Origin of the sequence: Mycolicibacter nonchromogenicus (assembly GCF_002101775.1) — a bacterium.
Classification (GTDB): Bacteria; Actinomycetota; Actinomycetes; order Mycobacteriales; family Mycobacteriaceae; genus Mycobacterium; species Mycobacterium nonchromogenicum.
In genome coordinates, this window is sequence record NZ_LQPI01000023.1 from 182,553 (window position 1) to 199,571 (window position 17,019).

General features: G+C 66.1%; 16 protein-coding genes. 6 read left to right on the forward strand and 10 right to left on the reverse strand.

All coding sequences use genetic code 11. The annotated features are described in order from the left end of the window. The 6 genes from AWC18_RS03250 to AWC18_RS03275 are packed head-to-tail and all read left to right on the forward strand — an operon-like array spanning position 1 to position 6,986. Positions 1–807 carry an enoyl-CoA hydratase/isomerase family protein gene (locus tag AWC18_RS03250; RefSeq protein ID WP_065000006.1) on the forward strand — a complete coding sequence of 269 codons (807 nt, stop codon included), beginning with the start codon at positions 1–3 and terminating at the stop codon, positions 805–807. After that, complete coding sequence (locus tag AWC18_RS03255) at positions 798–1,592, forward strand: enoyl-CoA hydratase/isomerase family protein (RefSeq protein WP_085137582.1); 795 nt, start codon at positions 798–800, stop codon at positions 1,590–1,592. Before AWC18_RS03250 ends, AWC18_RS03255 begins: the two co-directional genes overlap by 10 nt. Then, a complete protein-coding gene (locus tag AWC18_RS03260) occupies positions 1,592–3,055 on the forward strand; it encodes a class I adenylate-forming enzyme family protein (protein WP_065000008.1) in 1,464 nt (487 codons plus the stop codon). Before AWC18_RS03255 ends, AWC18_RS03260 begins: the two co-directional genes overlap by 1 nt. Beyond that, positions 3,045–4,565 (forward strand): class I adenylate-forming enzyme family protein, encoded by a 1,521-nt coding sequence (locus tag AWC18_RS03265; RefSeq protein ID WP_085137584.1) that lies wholly within the window; start codon positions 3,045–3,047, stop codon positions 4,563–4,565. The genes AWC18_RS03260 and AWC18_RS03265 overlap by 11 nt, the downstream gene beginning before the upstream one ends. Then, on the forward strand, positions 4,558–6,168 hold the full coding sequence (locus AWC18_RS03270; RefSeq protein WP_085137586.1) for a class I adenylate-forming enzyme family protein: 1,611 nt from the start codon (positions 4,558–4,560) through the stop codon (positions 6,166–6,168). Before AWC18_RS03265 ends, AWC18_RS03270 begins: the two co-directional genes overlap by 8 nt. After that, positions 6,165–6,986, forward strand: coding sequence for a mycofactocin-coupled SDR family oxidoreductase (locus tag AWC18_RS03275; RefSeq protein ID WP_065000011.1), 822 nt, complete (start codon positions 6,165–6,167; stop codon positions 6,984–6,986). The genes AWC18_RS03270 and AWC18_RS03275 overlap by 4 nt, the downstream gene beginning before the upstream one ends. Before the next feature lie 473 nt (positions 6,987–7,459). On the opposite strand, the gene AWC18_RS03280 is transcribed toward AWC18_RS03275, so the two are convergent. The 10 genes from AWC18_RS03280 to AWC18_RS03320 form a co-directional block, all read right to left on the reverse strand. Further along, complete coding sequence (locus AWC18_RS03280) at positions 7,460–7,843, reverse strand: hypothetical protein (protein WP_065000012.1); 384 nt, start codon at positions 7,841–7,843, stop codon at positions 7,460–7,462. A gap of 14 nt (positions 7,844–7,857) precedes the next feature. Then, entirely contained in the window at positions 7,858–8,463 is a 606-nt protein-coding gene (locus AWC18_RS03285; protein ID WP_234784601.1) for a hypothetical protein, read from the reverse strand. Positions 8,464–8,555: 92 nt separating this feature from the next. After that, on the reverse strand, positions 8,556–8,684 hold the full coding sequence (locus AWC18_RS22180; RefSeq protein ID WP_272937680.1) for a hypothetical protein: 129 nt from the start codon (positions 8,682–8,684) through the stop codon (positions 8,556–8,558). A gap of 17 nt (positions 8,685–8,701) precedes the next feature. Then, the gene (locus AWC18_RS03290; RefSeq protein WP_085137588.1) at positions 8,702–9,496 is read right to left on the reverse strand and encodes a CbbQ/NirQ/NorQ/GpvN family protein; all 795 of its coding nucleotides are present in this window, start codon (positions 9,494–9,496) and stop codon (positions 8,702–8,704) included. Between the two features lie 22 nt (positions 9,497–9,518). Further along, positions 9,519–11,042, reverse strand: a complete 1,524-nt coding sequence (locus AWC18_RS03295; RefSeq protein WP_065000038.1) for a nitric oxide reductase activation protein NorD — start codon at positions 11,040–11,042, stop codon at positions 9,519–9,521. A gap of 121 nt (positions 11,043–11,163) precedes the next feature. Further along, positions 11,164–11,859 carry a hypothetical protein gene (locus tag AWC18_RS03300; protein ID WP_065000015.1) on the reverse strand — a complete coding sequence of 232 codons (696 nt, stop codon included), beginning with the start codon at positions 11,857–11,859 and terminating at the stop codon, positions 11,164–11,166. 77 nt (positions 11,860–11,936) lie between these two features. After that, entirely contained in the window at positions 11,937–12,551 is a 615-nt protein-coding gene (locus AWC18_RS03305; RefSeq protein WP_065000016.1) for a TetR family transcriptional regulator, read from the reverse strand. Between the two features lie 112 nt (positions 12,552–12,663). Continuing rightward, entirely contained in the window at positions 12,664–14,136 is a 1,473-nt protein-coding gene (locus AWC18_RS03310; protein ID WP_085137590.1) for a FadD3 family acyl-CoA ligase, read from the reverse strand. A gap of 2 nt (positions 14,137–14,138) precedes the next feature. Further along, positions 14,139–15,329 carry an amidohydrolase family protein gene (locus AWC18_RS03315; RefSeq protein ID WP_065000017.1) on the reverse strand — a complete coding sequence of 397 codons (1,191 nt, stop codon included), beginning with the start codon at positions 15,327–15,329 and terminating at the stop codon, positions 14,139–14,141. A 35-nt stretch (positions 15,330–15,364) separates the two neighbouring features. Continuing rightward, the gene (locus tag AWC18_RS03320) at positions 15,365–16,963 is read right to left on the reverse strand and encodes an AMP-binding protein (protein ID WP_085137592.1); all 1,599 of its coding nucleotides are present in this window, start codon (positions 16,961–16,963) and stop codon (positions 15,365–15,367) included. Positions 16,964–17,019: the final 56 nt, after the last annotated feature.

The window sequence follows — 17,019 nt, forward strand, 5'->3', positions numbered from 1 at the left end:
ATGCCGACGTTCGACACCATCGACTACGAGGTAAGTGGCCACACCGCCACCATCACACTGAACCGGCCGGAGGCGCTCAACGCGCTGAGCCCGCACATGATCACCGAACTGCGGACCGCATACGCCGAGGCCGAGAGCGACGACGCGGTCTGGGTGCTCATCGTCACCGCGAACGGTCGGGCGTTCTGCACCGGCGCCGACGTGAAGGAGATCCCCGGCGACGGCAAGGTGGTCAACGAGCGGCCCTATCTGTCCACCTACGAGCAGTGGGAGGCTCCGCAGGAGGGCACTCCACCGTTCCGGACGATGGCCAAACCGGTGCTGGCAGCCATCAATGGAATCTGTTGCGGCGCAGGCCTTGACTGGGTGACCACCTGCGACATCGTGATCGCCTCGGACCGCGCGACGTTCTTCGACCCGCATGTCTCGATCGGCCTGGTGGCCGGGCGCGAAGTGGTGCGGTTGGCCCGCGTGCTGCCCCGCTCCATCGCGTTGCGGATGGCCATGATGGGCAAGCACGAACGCATGGACGCCCAACGCGCCTATGACCTCGGCATGATCAGCGAGGTCGTGGAGCACGACCGACTGCTAGAGCGCGCGCACGAGATCGCCGACACCTTGAACTCCAATGCCCCACTGGCGGTACGCGGAACACGGCTGGCCATCCTCAAGGGCCTGGACCTGCCACTGCACGAAGCAGAGATGCTCGCCGAGTCGTTCCGGGAACGCAATCTGCACACCGAAGACTCGCTGGAGGGTCCACGGGCATTCGTCGAGAAACGCACACCGGAATGGCAATGCCGATGAGTCCTACGTTCACCACCATCCTGCTCGACTTCGACCGCGGTGCACGCGTCGCCACCATCACCTTGAACCGGCCGGAGCGCCTGAACGCGTTCGACCGCACCATGTGCCAGGAGATGGCCGCGGCCTGGCGAATCGTCAAGCTCGACACCGAGGTCAACGCCGTGGTGCTGCGTGCTGCCGGTGACCGGGCATTCAGCGCCGGTCTGGATGTCAAGTCCTCTTACGGTCAGCCAGACAACGTCTGGAACCACGAAGATCCCGGCGAGTTGCTGAGCCCCAAGTGGCAGAAGATGTTCAAACCGGTGATCTGTGCCGTACAGGGCATGTGCACAGCAGGAGCGTTCTATTTCATCAATGAGGCCGACGTCGTGATCTGCTCGGACGAGGCCACGTTCTTCGACTCCCACGTCTCCGCGGGGCTGGTCTGCGCGCTTGAGCCGATCGGGCTGATGCGCCGAGTCGGGTTGGGTGACGCACTGCGTATCGCGCTGATGGGCAACGATGAGCGGGTCGGTGCCGACACCGCGTTGCGCATCGGGCTGGTGACGGAAATCGTTTCACGCGAACAGCTCTGGACGCGAGCACATGAGATCGCCGCCACGATTGCGGCCAAGGCGCCGTCGGCGACCCAGGGCACGGTCAAGGCGATCTGGGAGTCCTTGGACAAGCCCTACCGGGCCGCCCTGGATCAGGGGCTGATCTATACCCGCCTGGGCAACCCGCTGGGTAAGGCCGAACTGGACGCGCAATCCCCGCGCCCCACCGAACCGCCGCATATCCGCTGATGGCGCACCTGAGTCGGCGCATCGCCGACGTCCTCGATCTGACTCCGGAGGCACCGGCGTTGCAGTACGACGGCCAGTGGCATTCCTGGTCACAACTGGGCATCCTCGCCAAGCGCATCGCGGTACTGACACCGAGTGGTGGACGCGTCGGAATCCTGTTGCGCAATCGCCCACCGCACGTGGCCGCATTGCTCGGGGTCTTGCGCGCCGGGGGCTGCGTGGTGGTGATCAATCCGTCCCGCGGCGATGACCGCACCCGCGCCGAGATCGCCGCGTTGGAGCTTCCGATGATCATCGGGCAGGCCGAGGATGTGGCCGCCCTGGTCACCGACACTCCACATACCACGCTGGTGACGATCTCCGATCTCACCGAGGCTCCCCAGATCACCGTGGCACGCGATCGCATCCCGGATCCCGGGCGCCCCGGCGTGGCGGTCTGGATGCTCACCAGCGGAACGACCGGTCCGCCCAAGCGCGTCGACCTGAGTTACGACATGCTGGCCCACAGCGTGATCGGCCCCGACCCCGCTGCCCCGGCGCCCACGCAATTGCGTCGCGGCATCGCGATAGTCAACTCACCGCTGGTGCATATCGGAGGGGTGTACCGGGTGTTGCAGTGCATCGCCGAGGCCCGATCCTTTGTGCTGCTGGAGCGATTTGAGCTGCAGCGTTGGGCCGAGGCGGTACGAACCTGCCGGCCGCGTGCGGTCTCCTTGGTGCCGGCCGCATTGCGTACGGTGCTGCATTCGGACCTGACCCGGGAAGATCTGGCCGGCATTCGCGCGGTCACCTCCGGTACTGCCCCACTGTCCGCCGACGACGCCGACGCGTTCACCGCCAAGTTCGGCATCCCGGTGCTCACCTCCTACGCAGCAACCGAATTCGGCGGCGGTGTGGCCGGGTGGACCCTGGCCGACTACCAGCAGTTCTGGCAGGTCAAACGCGGCAGCGTCGGGCGTGCCAGCCTCGGCGCTCAGCTGCGCGTGGTCGACGACACCGGTGCCGAACTCGGCGCCGATCAGCCCGGTCTGCTCGAGGTCAAGCCCGGCCAGCTGGGGCCTGCCGCGGGTTGGATGCGCACTACCGATCTGGCCCGTATCGATGCCGACGGGTTCCTGTGGATCCTGGGCCGCGCCGACCAGGCCATCATCCGTGGTGGATTCAAGGTGTTGCCAGACGATGTGCGGACCGCACTGGAAGCCCACCCGGCGGTACAAGGCGCCGCCGTCGTGGGCCGCGCCGATGAGCGTCTCGGACAGACTCCGGTGGCGGCGGTCGAACTGCGCCCTGGTGCCGTCACCGACGCTGCGACGCTGACCGACTTTCTGCGCGGTCGACTGGCGGGATATGAAATTCCGACCGAGATCGCGATCGTCGACGTCATCCCGCGCACACCGTCGGGCAAAGCCGACCTGGGTGCGGTTCGGGACCTGATCACCTTGTCGAGGAGCCATGCACGCTGAAACCCTGCCGCAGATCCTGCGCACCCAGGCGTGGTCGCGCGGTACCCACCCCCTGCTGATCTGCGACAGCGAGCGGATCAGCTACGCCGAGGCCGAGCGGCGCTCGGCGCAGCTGGCCCTTGAGTTGATCGAGCTCGGGGTGTGCCGAGGCACTCATGTCGGATTGCTGCACCCCAACGGCGCGGCCTTCGTGGTGGGCATGCTCGCCGCGGCACGCATCGGCGCGGTGGTGGTTCCGTTCACCACCTTCGCAACGGTTCCGGAATTGCGTCATCAACTGGCACACAGCGACGTACGCATCCTTCTCGCCGCGGAAGGTTACCGCTCACACGACTACCGGCAGCGGCTGACCGAAGCGCTGGCCGACGTCGACCTGCACAGCACCGCTCCGCTGTTCAGCGTGCACGCACCGCAGCTGCGCCGGGTGGTGTTTGGCACCGCAACCCCAGGCCGCGGCACCGCCGGCCACGCCGAACTCACCGCACTGGAGGACGATGTCGAGAGCAGCGATCCGCTGTGCATCGTCTACTCCTCGGGCTCCACCGGTGCGCCCAAGGGCGTGATACACACTCATGCCGGGCTGCTCGGCCACCAACGCGACCTGAATGCGCTGCGCGGACTGACAGCCGACGACATTCTGTTCAGCAACTCGCCGTTCTTCTGGATCGGCGGCCTGGCCTTCTCACTGCTGTCCAGCGTGCTGGCCGGATCGACGCTGCTGTGCTCCAACGCCACCGACCCGGCGGACACGCTCGATCTCTTGGAGGCCGAAAAGCCCACGGTGGCCAATGGGTTCATCAGCGGAATCGCTGCCCTGAGCCACCACCCCAGCCTTGGCCGCCGCGACCTGTCCACCCTGCGCCGCGGCAACCTCTACCCGATCATGGCACCAGACGCACGCCCCGCCGACCCCGAGCTGCGACACAGCATGCTCGGGATGACTGAGACCGGCGGACCCGTGCTGCTCAGTGCCGATACCACCGATCAACCCGAGCACCGCCGCGGCAGCTTCGGAAAGCCCGCGCCGGGGTTCGAGTGCCGTGTCGAGGACGGGGAGCTGTGGGTCCGCGGCCGCTACCTGATGCAGCGTTACCACAAGCGCAGCCGCGAGGAATGCTTCGACGCCGACGGCTGGTTCCACACCGGCGATATGGTCCGCACCGACGCCGATGGCTTCTATTACTTCCTGGGCAGGCGGGACAGGTTGATCAAAACCGCCGGGGTCAACGTCTCGCCCGCGGAAGTGGAACGCGCCATAGCCAAGGTCACCGGCGGATCGGTCGCCCATGTGATCGGTGTCCCCGATCCCGAGCGCGGGCAGGTGGTGGCCGCGGTGATTGAACGCGGCACTGACGATGTCGACCTCGACACGCTGCGCCGGCGTCTTTCCGGCCAACTGTCGAGCTACAAGATCCCACGCAGAATGAAGACCGTCGGCCCCGAACAGATCCCCCTGCTGTCCAGCGGAAAGATCGATCTGCGCCGGCTGGCGGAGGTGTTCGATGCCTGAATCCCCGCCGGCACGCACCGTCGACGCCGTGGTGCGGTCGCGGGCGGCCGCCGACCCGAGCACACCGATGGTGATCGACCCGATCGCGCGGCTGACCTACGGCGACCTCGATACGTCGTCACGGGAGCTGGCGGCAGTCCTTGTGCAGGCCGGGGTCGGCAAGGGGACTCGGGTGGGACTGATCATGCCCAACGGCGTCGACTGGGTTCGCATCGCTGTGGCGGTCACCCGGATCGGGGCGGTGCTGGTGCCGCTGAGCACACTGTTGACCCCGCCGGAACTGCGGGATCAGCTGCGAATCGCGGCTGTGCAATTTCTGATCAGCGTCGAGGAGTTCCGGGGCCGCCGCTACCTGGACGACTTACCCCCGGATTCGCTCCCGACGGAGGATCTTCCTGCGCTGCAGCAAATCTGGTCCACACAGAGTCTGGCATCAGCCACCGCCGGGCCGGGACCCCGCAAGATCGTCGACGCCTTGACTGCGACCGTGGTTCCCGCCGACCTGATGACGATCATCTTCACGTCCGGCAGCAGCGGGCCGCCCAAGGGAGTTCTGCATTCGCACGGCAGCGCCCTGGGCGCGGTCGAATCCGGGCTGGCGGCCCGCTGCATCGGCCCGGACACCCGCTTGTATCTGCCGATGCCGTTTTTCTGGGTCGGTGGCTTCGGCGGCGGGGTGCTCTCGGCACTGTTGGCCGGGGCGACCCTGATCACCGAGGAGATCCCGAAACCCGAGACCACTTTGAGCCTGTTGGAATCCCAGCGGGTCACCCTGTTTCGGGGATGGCCGGACCAGGCCGCGGCGCTCGCCCAGCACGCCACTGATGCCGACCTTTCGGCGTTGCGGCCCGGCAGCCTGGAGGCGTTGTTGCCGCCGACGTTGCGCGCCGAGCCCGGCTCGCGGGCCAACCTGTTCGGCATGACCGAGACGTTCGGCCCGTACTGCGGTTACTCCGCCGACACCGACCTGCCGTGTTCGGCGTGGGGCAGCTGCGGTAAGCCGTTGACCGGCACGGAGGTTCGGATCGTCGACACCGACACCGGTGCTCCGCTACCCCCCGAAACGGTCGGGATGATTCAGCTGCGCGGACCACACACCCTGCGGGGGATCTGCGGTCGTAGCCGAGAAGAGGTCTTCACCGTCGATGGCTTCTACCCCACCGGCGACCTGGGCCGATTCGACCGCGACGGGTTCTTGTTCTTCCACGGTAGGTCCGACGACATGTTCAAGGTCAGCGGCGCCACGGTCTATCCGAGCGAAGTGGAGAAGGCGCTGCGGTCCATCCCCGGAGTGCGGGCCGCGTTCGTCACCAATGTGCCCGACGCCGGGCGGGATCGGGTCGCAGCGGTCGTCGTGGGCAATGAGCTGGGCGTTGATGCGCTGCACGCACAGGCCCGAACCCTGTTGAGCCCGTTCAAAGTACCCGCGGTGTGGTTGATCGTCGACAGCACCGATGCGGTTCCGCACGGGCCGACCGGAAAGGTCGACAAACGGCGACTCCGGGACATGGTGCTCACCGCCGGCGGGGATAGGATTCGCCCCTCGGCATCGTCCAGCCAGTGGGATGCATGCCCGCCGGCGCAACCAGGAGGTCATTCATGACAGGTCGGCTGTCAGGCAAGGTGGCATTTGTCACCGGCGCAGCGCGCGGACAGGGACGGGCCCACGCGGTGCGGATGGCCGGCGAGGGCGCCGACATCATCGCGGTCGACGTGGCCGGGAAACTGCCCGACTGCGTGCCCTATAACCCGGCAAGCCCCGAGGATCTGGCCGAAACCGTCCGACTGGTCGAGGCCACCGGACGGCGCATGGTGTCCGCGATCGTCGACACCCGCGACTACGACGGCCTGCGTGAGGCGGTCGCCGACGGGGTGGCCCGACTCGGGCGCCTCGACATCATCGTCGCCAATGCCGGCGTCGCCGCCCCGCAGGCCTGGGATGCCATCTCGCCGGAGAACTTTCGTGATGTCATGGACATCAACGTGACCGGCACCTGGAATACCGTGATGGCCGGCGCACCCCACATCATCGCCGGCAACCGCGGCGGTTCGATCATCTTGATCAGTTCGGCCGCCGGCATCAAGATGCAGCCGTTCATGGTCCACTACACGGCCAGCAAGCACGCCGTCACCGGGATGGCGCGCGCATTCGCAGCCGAACTGGGCAAACACGCAATTCGGGTGAACAGCGTGCACCCCGGCCCCGTCAACACCGACATGGGCACCGGCGGCATGATCAGCGCGCTCGGTGCGGCGATGGAGACCAATCCCCAACTGTCGCATATGCTCACCCCATTCCTACCGACGTGGCTGGCAGAGCCGGAGGACATCGCCGGGACCGTGTGCTGGCTGGCCAGTTCCGACTCGCATCTGGTCACCGCGACCGCGATTCCGGTGGATCAGGGCTGCACCCAATACTGACGTGGTTTGCGGGGGTGGCCCCTCTTCTCCTGCGAACCATCCCTGGATCGAATTCGCAGGACTATGGTTGAGCGCCTGACACCGTGAGCAGACGACAACAGGAATGAGGACGGCCATGAACCTACTGCCGCGGCATCGTGCCACACCGGTATTCGCCCTTGCTGCGACGTCAGCAGCGCTGATCGGGCTGGCTTCACCCGCCATCAGCGGAGCCGAGCCTTTCGACGGTTGCGGCTACGGCATGTACTTCAACACCGAGACCAATCAGTGCGAACCCGGGGGCGTGGAACCGCATCCGTTCATCGGTCCTGTCGGACCGGCCGGCGTCGGGCCGGGCGGACCCGTGGGTCCCGGTGGCATAGTCGGCCCCGTCGGAGTCGGCCCGGTCGGCCCCGGGCCTGTCGGCCCCGGACCGGTTGGGCCCGGGCCGGTTGGCCCCGGGCGACGCTGAGGGACTGCGTGCCGTCGGTGGGTTAGCCCTGGTGCGCCAGGCGCTCGTTGTGGATGCGCACCAGCTCGCGGAATCCGAGCCGGTGATATCTGGGGACCGGCTGAATGCCCCAGTCGTCTTGTGCGCTGGCCTTTCCGGCGGCTCCCTCTGGGGGACCCAGCGGCGGGTAGGGGTACTTGCATTCCATGGTGTCGTCGGAGAAGCGGGTCTTCAGTAGTTCACTGCAGATCTGGGTAAGGCTCAGTGTGGGGTAGCCGTAGTACACCGCCATGAACGGCAGCGTGAACGCACCCTCGAGGACGAGTGCGACCAGGCACACCAAGGTGGCGCGCTTGATCCACTTGTGCATCCGCGCGTAGTACGGGGTCGTGCCCGGTGGCAGCGCTTCAGCTTCTGGTGTTTGCATCGTGGTCTCCTTGTTCAGTCGGAGAAGATTTCCCGGTTGACGGTGTGCAGGTAGGGGATCGCCAAAAACGGTGTGATGTAAAAGATGTCGTAGAGCCACCAGCCGATCACCGGGAACACCACGCCGGCATAGCGCACATCGGCGTACATGGTCATGTTGAACACGTAGAGAATCCAGATGAGCACGCCCATCCAGCAGGTGACGACCATCCATTGGTGGCCCCAGCGTTTCATCTGCAGAAAACCGATCGCGGCGGCACAGCGCATCGCGAACACCGTCAGAATCATGCCGAAGACCATCGACTTCTCACCAGGTGCGGCTGCCCCGCCGACCCAGAGTTCGTTGTAATGCCAGAAATATCCGGCGTCGAACATCGCCCCCCAGCCGACCATCAGCACCCGGTTGATCAGGGTGTGGTTGGCCACGAGGTCCAGCGCCCAGCCGAGGCTGTTGAGGGCACCGTCGATCAACACCAGGTATCCGATCAGGGTGACGATCATCGGCCGCACGGCCAAGCCGGCTTGTAACGATTGCCGCTGCAGCCAGACGCCGCGCAAGAAGATCGGCAAGCCGATGATGCCCGGCGCCCACATCCCCATCAGCGCCGCACCGGCGATCATCCACCGGTCCGCCCGGCGTTGGGCGGCACGCGATTGCGTCTCGTGCTCCTCGATCCCGGCGAAGTCCTTCGTCGAGTCCGGTACCGCCGCCGTCACAGCTGCCACCAGCCCCGGACGAACGACATGTACAGCTGGATGCCGAACATGATCGCCAGGTAGCCGTAGATGAAGATCTGGAAGACGATCAATGCCCTCTTGCGGTTTCGTTCTTGCTGGTCCACGGTCGCGACTTCCTTTCCTAGGGGCACTCGGTCTGGTCGGTGAGCACGCTGGCGGCGACTTCGCGCAAGCCGTCATGAATTCCGCCATCGGTGGTCAGCGGCGCCAGGATGCACGCTTCGGCGGCCTCGCGCTCACCGGCGCCGGCGGCGACCAGTTGTGCGGCGTTGACCAAGGTGCGCGTCGAGGGGGGTTCGAAGTGCAACGCCTGGTCTGCGGTGCGCAGCGCGGTGGCGCATTGCACCAGCCGCGCGGCGATCTGCGGCGCGACACCGGTCTCGGCGACGATCACCTGCGCCTCACGCTCCGGTGGCAGGTAGTCCATGGGCAGTGTGGCGAACCGCTGCCGGAAGGACGGCTTGAGCTCCTTGAGCGAGCTGCGGTAGGCGGGATTGTAGGAGCACACCAGCATGAAGGTCCCTGGGGCCGTGATGGTTTCACCGGCGCGATCAAGGTACAGGGTGCGACGGTGATCGGTCAGCGAGTGCAGCACGGCCAACGAATCATGCCGTGCCTCGACGACTTCGTCGAGGTAGCAGATCGCCCCGGACTTCACCGCCTGTGTCAGCGGCCCATCGGTCCACACCACGTCACCACCGGCCACCAAAAAGCGCCCCACCAGGTCCGAGCTGGTCAGGTCGTCGTGGCAACTGATGGTGATCACCGGGCGGCCCAGCAGCGAGCCCATGTGTTCGACGAGCCGTGTCTTGCCGCAGCCGGTCGGACCGGTGAGCATCACCGGGATGCGGCGCAGATAGGCCTTCTCGAACAACTGCACTTCGTTGCCATTGGCGAAGTAGACATCGCTGCTCATCGGGCTCCTCGCACGTCGTCAGTCATGCTGCGGTCAGTTCGCGGTGGACATGGGCCAGTACGCGCGGCAGCTCCACCACCCGTCGAATTCGCTGGGAACGGCGGGGGCCGAACACCTCGGGCAGCGGATCGACGCGCACGGGTCCGACTCCGACGTAGTACACGCACACCCCGGCCTGATCGGCTTCCTCGACGGCGTGCGCGACGTCGGCCCAGGCGTACCGGCCTTCGTAGCCCTCGTCGGACATCAGTCCGTCGCCGATCATGATGAGTAACCGCCGCTCGCTGGGCTGTGCCAGCAGTCGGCTGGTCAGGTGCCGCAGCGGAGCGCCCAGCCGGGTGTATCCGCCGGTGCGCAGCCCCAGACCGCTCGGCGCCACGAACTTCCGGTCACCGAAGTCTTTGAGGCAGTGCACTTCCACGTGGTGTCGGGTGTTACCGGTGAAGGCGAAGATGCCGTGTCGCTGACGCGCGCTGGTCATCGCCGCCGAGAGCGCGTCCGCGCAGGCGAGCTCCAGGCCGAACAACCGGCCGCCGTGCACTCCCAGCGACGAACTCGCATCGAGCAGCACCGCGGTGGTCACGTCCCGGGCTGCTGGCAGTAATTCCCGGAAGATCCGCGGCTCCCCGGCCTCCCCGGCCAGCAGGTCGACGCGGTGACTGACGTAGGCGTCCACGTCGAGGTCGGATCCGTCGGCGAGGTGGTTGGTCATGGCCCGCACCGTGTGCTGTTCGAACCACTTGCGCAGATCGACAGCGGCAGGCGACGGCGTGCCCGAGGGGGTGCGCCGGTCACTTTCCACCACGGCGACGTGGCCGGGCAGCAGGGTGCCGGTGTGCATGTTCCACTCCGGGTACGGGATTCCCGCTCGCCGGTCGCGACCCAGGAAGCGATCGTCATCCTCGGGCCGACTCGGTGGCGGCATGGTGGTGTTGCGCACGCCCCCGTCACCGCCCACCGGTACCGAATACGGCCGCGGGCGGCGCTTTTGGTTACTGGACCACGGCATGCGGCCCAGCCGGCGCACCGATGAGCCCAGGCGCCCGGGTTCCATCCAGGCGGCCGGCAGTGTCCCTGTCAGCGGATGACCGGGCAACGGCTGCCGAGAGCGCGCCAAGGCGGTCGCGCGGTCGAACATCTCGACGGCCGGCATCTCGGGATCGGCGGGATCGAGGTCTGGCAGCACCCGGCGTATCTCGGGGGCCAGTCCCGGCCACCGCCCGAGCACCCAACCGAGGGCCACTTGTGCTTCGACGTACGTCAGGGCCCGGCGTTCACGGGGCGACAGGTCGGCCAGTCGGTACTGCGCGATCCGCTCCTTGGAGGGTGCGCATTGCAGTGCCACACCACAGGTCAGTGTCCGTCTGGTCCAACCCGGCTCCGCGGGATGGGGCACGTAAACCGTGGACAGGTTCGGGTTCAGGCTGAAGCTTCTTCCGGCGCCGGTCATCAACCGCGCACCGTGGCGGCGTCGGTCGCTCAACGCGACCGCCGTCAGTGCACAGCTGGTCTCCAGCGCTAGCGGATCCACATCGGCCTCGGTCAGAAGGTCCCGATGCTGGAGAACATCCAGTACCAGAATGCGATGATCAGACATGTTCCGCCCCAGGCGGCGACGTAGCGGAGAATCTCCCAGAGCCAGGCCATCAGAAACTTCCTATCGTTGATCAGTCGGAGAAGATTTCCCGGTTGACGGTGTGCAGGTACGGGATCGCCAAAAACGGTGTGATGTAGAAGATGTCGTAGAGCCACCAGCCGATCACCGGGAACACCACACCGGCGTAGCGCACATCGGCGTACATGGTCATGTTGAACACGTAGCCGATCCAGATCACCACGCCCATCCAGCAGGTCACCACCATCCACTGATGACCCCACCGCTTCATCTGCAGAAATCCGATCGCCGCCGCGATACGCATGGTGAAGACCGTGAAGATCAGCGCGACCTCCCAGCCTTTCTCACCCGGGCCGGCGGCACCACCGATCCAGAGCTCGTTGTAATGCCAGAAGTATCCGGCGTCGAACATCGCACCCCAGCCGTTGAGCAGCACCCGCGCCAGCAGGGTGTGGTTGGCCGCCGTGTCCAGCGCCCAGCCCACGGCATTGATGGCGGCGTCGATGATGACCAGATAGCCCAGCAGCGTCACCAACATCGGCCGCACAGTCAGTCCGTCGCGCTGGGCCTTGCGCTGCAACCAGATTCCCCGCAGAAAGAGCGGGAGACCGAAGACACCGCATGCCGCCGTACCGATGAGCATGCCACCACAGATCAGCCACCGGTCCGCTCGGCGCTGGGCGGCCTGGGACAGCTCCAGGTGCTCATCGAGCCCGAACCCTTCGAGCTGCTGCGGTGCGGTAGGCAATAGTGGCCCTCTCGCCGTTGAGGAACGCCTACGACGGTAGGGATATCACTGACTTAAGTCAATGACGGTCAGCAGCCTCAGCGCGCCGCGCCCAAGCCCCGCAAGGTCCTGGTCACGTAGTCGTCAACCAACTCCGGGCGGTTCGGCCAATCGTGGGTGGTGATGAGCAGGGCATAGAGACCGAGCAGGAAAAACACTGCGCTGTTCATCGCGACCACATCGTGGTCGATCTCGCCGCGCTCGCGGGCCACGTCGATACGCTCGGCGATCAGCACAATCAGCGGGTGATGCTCGCCGTTCTCGGCGGGTGGCCGGGTCGGCGAGAAGTGCAGCGCCAGGAATTCGGTGAACAGCGGATCGCCCAGGCGCCGCTCCAGGTCGATGATCAGCCGCGCCGACTCGGCCAGGATCTCGGAGAGTCCTTGTTGCTCAACCAGAAACTTCTCGAACTGTTTGGTGATTCGTTCTTCCTCGCGGCGCTCCAACTCCAGCAGCACATGCTCCTTGGTGGGGAAATGAAAGAAGAATGTGCCGTGCGCGACCCCGGCGGCGGCCACGATGGCACCCACGTCGGCCTGCGCCATTCCGGTCCGCTTGAATTCGGCGGTCGCCGCACCCAGCAACCGCTCGCGCGTCTGCAGGCGCCGCGCCTCGCGCGCCGTCACCTTCGCCGGCCTGTCCGCCACTGCCATGCCTTGATCCCTTAAGTCCACCGACTCTGCGACACGACAGTATCGCCTCCCGGCATCCGCGCACAGTAGATGACTCAAGTCAGCGACGAGGATTCCTGCACAGCCGTCGCGATCAGGGCCCGGGCTCGAGAGCCTTTGCCTCCAGCGCTGCCTTGTCCACCTTGCCGGTGGCGTTCAGCGGCAGTGCGTCGACGAAGCACACCGAGCGGGGAACCTTGAACCCGGCCATCCGTTCGCGGCTCCAGGCGATCAGCTCTGCCTCACCGAGCTGGTCAGCCGCGGCACTGCGCACCACAAAGGCCTTGCCCACCTGTCCCATCCGTGCGTCTGGGACGCCGATCACCGCGACCTGCGAGACTCCCGGATGCTCCAGCAAGAAGCCCTCGATCTCGGCGGGATAGGCGTTGAACCCTCCGACGATGAACATGTCCTTCTTGCGCCCGACGATGCGCAACCGCCCGGCGGCATCCAGCGTGCCGATATCGCCGGTGTGCAACCAGCCCTCTGCGTCGATGGCCTCGGCAGTACCGACCGGGTCGTCGAGGTATCCGACCATCACGTTGTAGCCGCGCACCAGAACCTCGCCGGCTTCGGCGTCGCCGGCAATACGCACCTCGATGTCTTCGCAGGCCTGCCCCGCCGTGGTGGCGATGTCCTCGAACGTGTCGCCACGCCGCGAGGCGGTCACGGTACCGGCTTCGGTGAGCCCGTAGCCGGTCATGATGGATCGGAACGGCAGCTCGTTGCGAATCCGCCGGATCAGGTCCACGGGAATGTCCGCCGCACCGGTGACCGCGGCACGCAGCGACGACAGGTCGTGAGTCCCCCGCGCGTCCAGCAACGACTGATACAGCGTCGGCGGTCCCGGAAGCATCGTGATGCGTTCGGCTTCAATGAGTTCCAACACGGCATTGACATCGAACACCCGCACCGGGACCATCGTGGCCCCCCGGATGCACGCCGCGATGCAGCCGGCCTTGTAGCCGAACGTGTGGAAATAGGGATTGACCATCAGATACCGGTCGCCTTTGCGCAGGTCGGCGAGGTCGCACCATTCGGTGTAGAGGCGCAGGTTCTGCTGATGGGTCATCATCACGCCTTTGGGCCGGCCGGTTGTGCCTGAGGTGAAGATGATGTCGGCGATGTCGCCGGCGGCGACGCTGCGCTGCAGCGGCGAACCGCTGCTCAGGAAGTCCGATCTCAGGTCGATCACCGGAACTTCGGGCGGGGTACTGAAATCCAGTCCGAGAAAGCCCTTCTCGACCAGCACGAGCTTGGCGCCACTGCGACGGATGATGTCCTCGGCCTCACTCGCCTTGAACCGGGTGTTGACCGGAACCAAGACCCCGCCGGCGGTCAGCAGGCCGAAGGCGGCGATGATCCATTCCGCCGAGTTCGGCGCCCAGATCGCCACCCGCTCCCCCTTGGCGACGCCCGCAGCTGCGAATGCCCCAGCCGCGCAACGAACCCGGTCGGCCAGCTCAGCGAAACTCAGCCGGACCGAGCCGTCGACGATCGCTTCGGCATCTCCGAAGCGATCGCCGACACTCAGGACCATCTCGGGAATGGTCTCCCAGCGTGGCACCCCTAGAGGGTGACGAGCCGACCGAGGTTGCCGCCCATGATCTTGGCCTGGTCCTCGATAGGCAGATGCGTCAACGCGGTGATGTAGTGGGTCGGTTCGGCCAGGCCCTCCGGGTGCGGCCAGTCCGACCCGTAGAGCACCTGGTCCACACCGACCAGGTTGATCAGGTCGTCGATGCCCTCCTCGTAGAACGGGCTGACGTAGATCCGATTCTTGATCTCCTCCATCGGGTTGCCCAGGAACGCCTCGGGGGCCTTCCGGTAAACCTCGGCCATGGAGTCCAGCAGCGGGAACATCCACTTGGAGCCGGCTTCCACGATGCCGACCTTCAGCTTCGGGTGGCGGAACAGCGCACCGTGAATCACCCACGATGCCACCGCATCCTGAATCGGACGCCACTCGTTGAGGATGCCCATGGCGTTGGTCTGGAACGGCAGCATCTCTTCCACCTGGCCGTCCCACTCGGAGGTGTATCGGGAGTAGCCGCTGTCTGATGAGTGCATTCCGATGAAGACGTCGTATTCGACGCACTTCTCCCAGAACGGGTCGAATTCGGGCAACGCGAACGAACGCGGGCCGCGGAATCCGGGCACCGGAGCCGGCCGGATCAGGATGGCCCGAGCGCCGCGCTTGACCACCCATTCCAGCTCTTCGATGGCCTTCTCCACGATCGGGAGCGTGATGACCGGCGTGGTGAAGATGCGGTTCTGGTAGTTGAAGCCCCAGACCTCGTCCAGCCACTGGTTCAGCGCGTGGATGATCACGTGGATGGTGACCGGGTCGTCGCGCAGCCGCTCCTCGATCAGGCTGGCCAGGGTCGGGAACATCAGCGAGCGATCGATGCCCAGCTCGTTCATCAGCTCCAGCCGTGGGGCGGGCTCGAAGAACGCGGGGATGGACTTCATCGGTTCGCCGAAGAGTTCGCGCTTGCTCTTGCCTTCGGGGTTGCCGTACTTGAAGTACTCCTCCCAGGCCCCAGGCTTGGCGACTACCGAGAAGGTGGGGTTGGGGATGTAGTTGCTGATCTGGCCCCGGATGGCGATCTTGGTGCGCCCGTTGACCTCGACGTACTGGACGACGTCCTTGTACTCCTTGGGCAGGTACTTGGTCAGCGCTTCGGGCGGCTCGTAAAGGTGGTTGTCCGCATCAAACAGCGGGAACGGAACCTCCACGCGATGTGACAGTTGGCCCATGAAATGCTCCTTTTCGGTTCAAGAGAATCATATTCTCACGGCTGTGTCGTTGCAACACCCTCGACGAGCTCCTTGCGGACCAGGTACTTCTGCACCTTGCCGCTGGCGGTGCGCGGAAAGTCCTCGACCTCCCGTAATTCCTCGGGCCACTTCTGCCGCGCGACGCCCATCCGCTCGAAGTGCTCCTGCACCTGCGACATCGTCGGCAGCACGCACCCCGGCTTGACGCGCAGCACCGCGACCGCCCGCTCCCCCAGGCGGGCGTCCGGCCGCGCGACCACAACCGCTTCGGCCACCGCCGGCATCCCCAGCAGAACGTCCTCGACCTCTACCGCACTGATGTTCTCCCCACCACGAATGATCACATCGGCCTTGCGATCGGTGATGGTCAGATAACCCTCGGCGTCGAGCACCCCGATGTCCCCGGTGTGGTACCAGCCGTCGGCGTCGAACGCCGCCTCAGTCAGCGCATCGTCGGTGTAACCCAGGCAGAGGTCCGGCCCGCGGCTCAGGATTTCACCGTCGGGGGCCAGTCGCACCTCCACGCCGGGCCGGGCATCGCCGTCGGTGAACAGCCTCTTGTCCTCGGGAGCACTCGGGCCTGAACCGGTGATCGATGGATGTTCGGTGCTGCCGTAGGAGCGGAAAACGAAGATGCCCAGATCGGCGAGTCGTCGGGTGACCGCGGCGGGCACCGTCGACCCGCCCAGGCCGACATGGCGGATATGACGCAGGTGGGCATCGGTGAAGTCCGGGTGGTCGAGCAGGCTGGTGACGAAATACGGCGGACCGCCGCCGATCGACACCCCCTGCTCGGCCATCAGCGCCAGCACCTTGGCGGGATCCCACACATCGGCGAGGTCGATCGGTGCCCCCTCCAGCACCGGGATGAGAAACGCCCCGACCATCCCGATGAAATGCCCGACCGGGGTGGCGGTGAGCTGCCGGCCGCGGTCCTTGGGGTAGTTGGCGAGCAGCTGGCGGGTTTCGCAGCACAGGCTCTGATGACTGTGAATCACGCCCTTGGGTTCACGGGTGGTCCCAGAGGTGAACGCGATCAACGCGGGTGCCCCCGGGTCGGCGTGCAGCGTGCCCGCCAGCGGTTCATCGGCGAGCAGGTCCGCGAAGTCCTGACCCACCACGCTCGCCTCGTTCCCGCCCACCACGCTCGCCTCGTTCCCGCCCACCACCCCGACGATCGGGATGTCGGCGCACAGCTCGGGCCGGAAACTCATCCGCCCGAATCGCTGCGCGGTGATGAACACCCGTGGCCGGCTGGCAGACAGGATGAAGCTCAGTTCCCGCGGACCGTAGAAATGCACGATCGGCACCACCACCGCACCCAGAAACGCCGCCGCCCAGAAGGCCGCGGCGGCCTCCATCCAGTTGGGCAGCTGCAGGGCCACCACGTCTCCGGGGCCGATGCCGCGGGCGCGCAGTCCGGCCGCCAACCGCCGGGCGACCAGCTCTACCTCGCCAAAAGTTCCTCGCCACGGCCGCACCGCCGAATGCACCTCAAACCCGGTCTGGGCACTCGCGGCCAGACCGGTGGCGAGCAGGTCACCGAGGGTTTCGCGGGTCCACCATCCCTGCTCTTCGTAGCGCCGAGCCAGGTCGGCAGGAATCTTTCGCATCGTGCCCGCGATGCTATTCTCCGATTTTGAGAATGCCAATATCTTGAGCGGAGAGC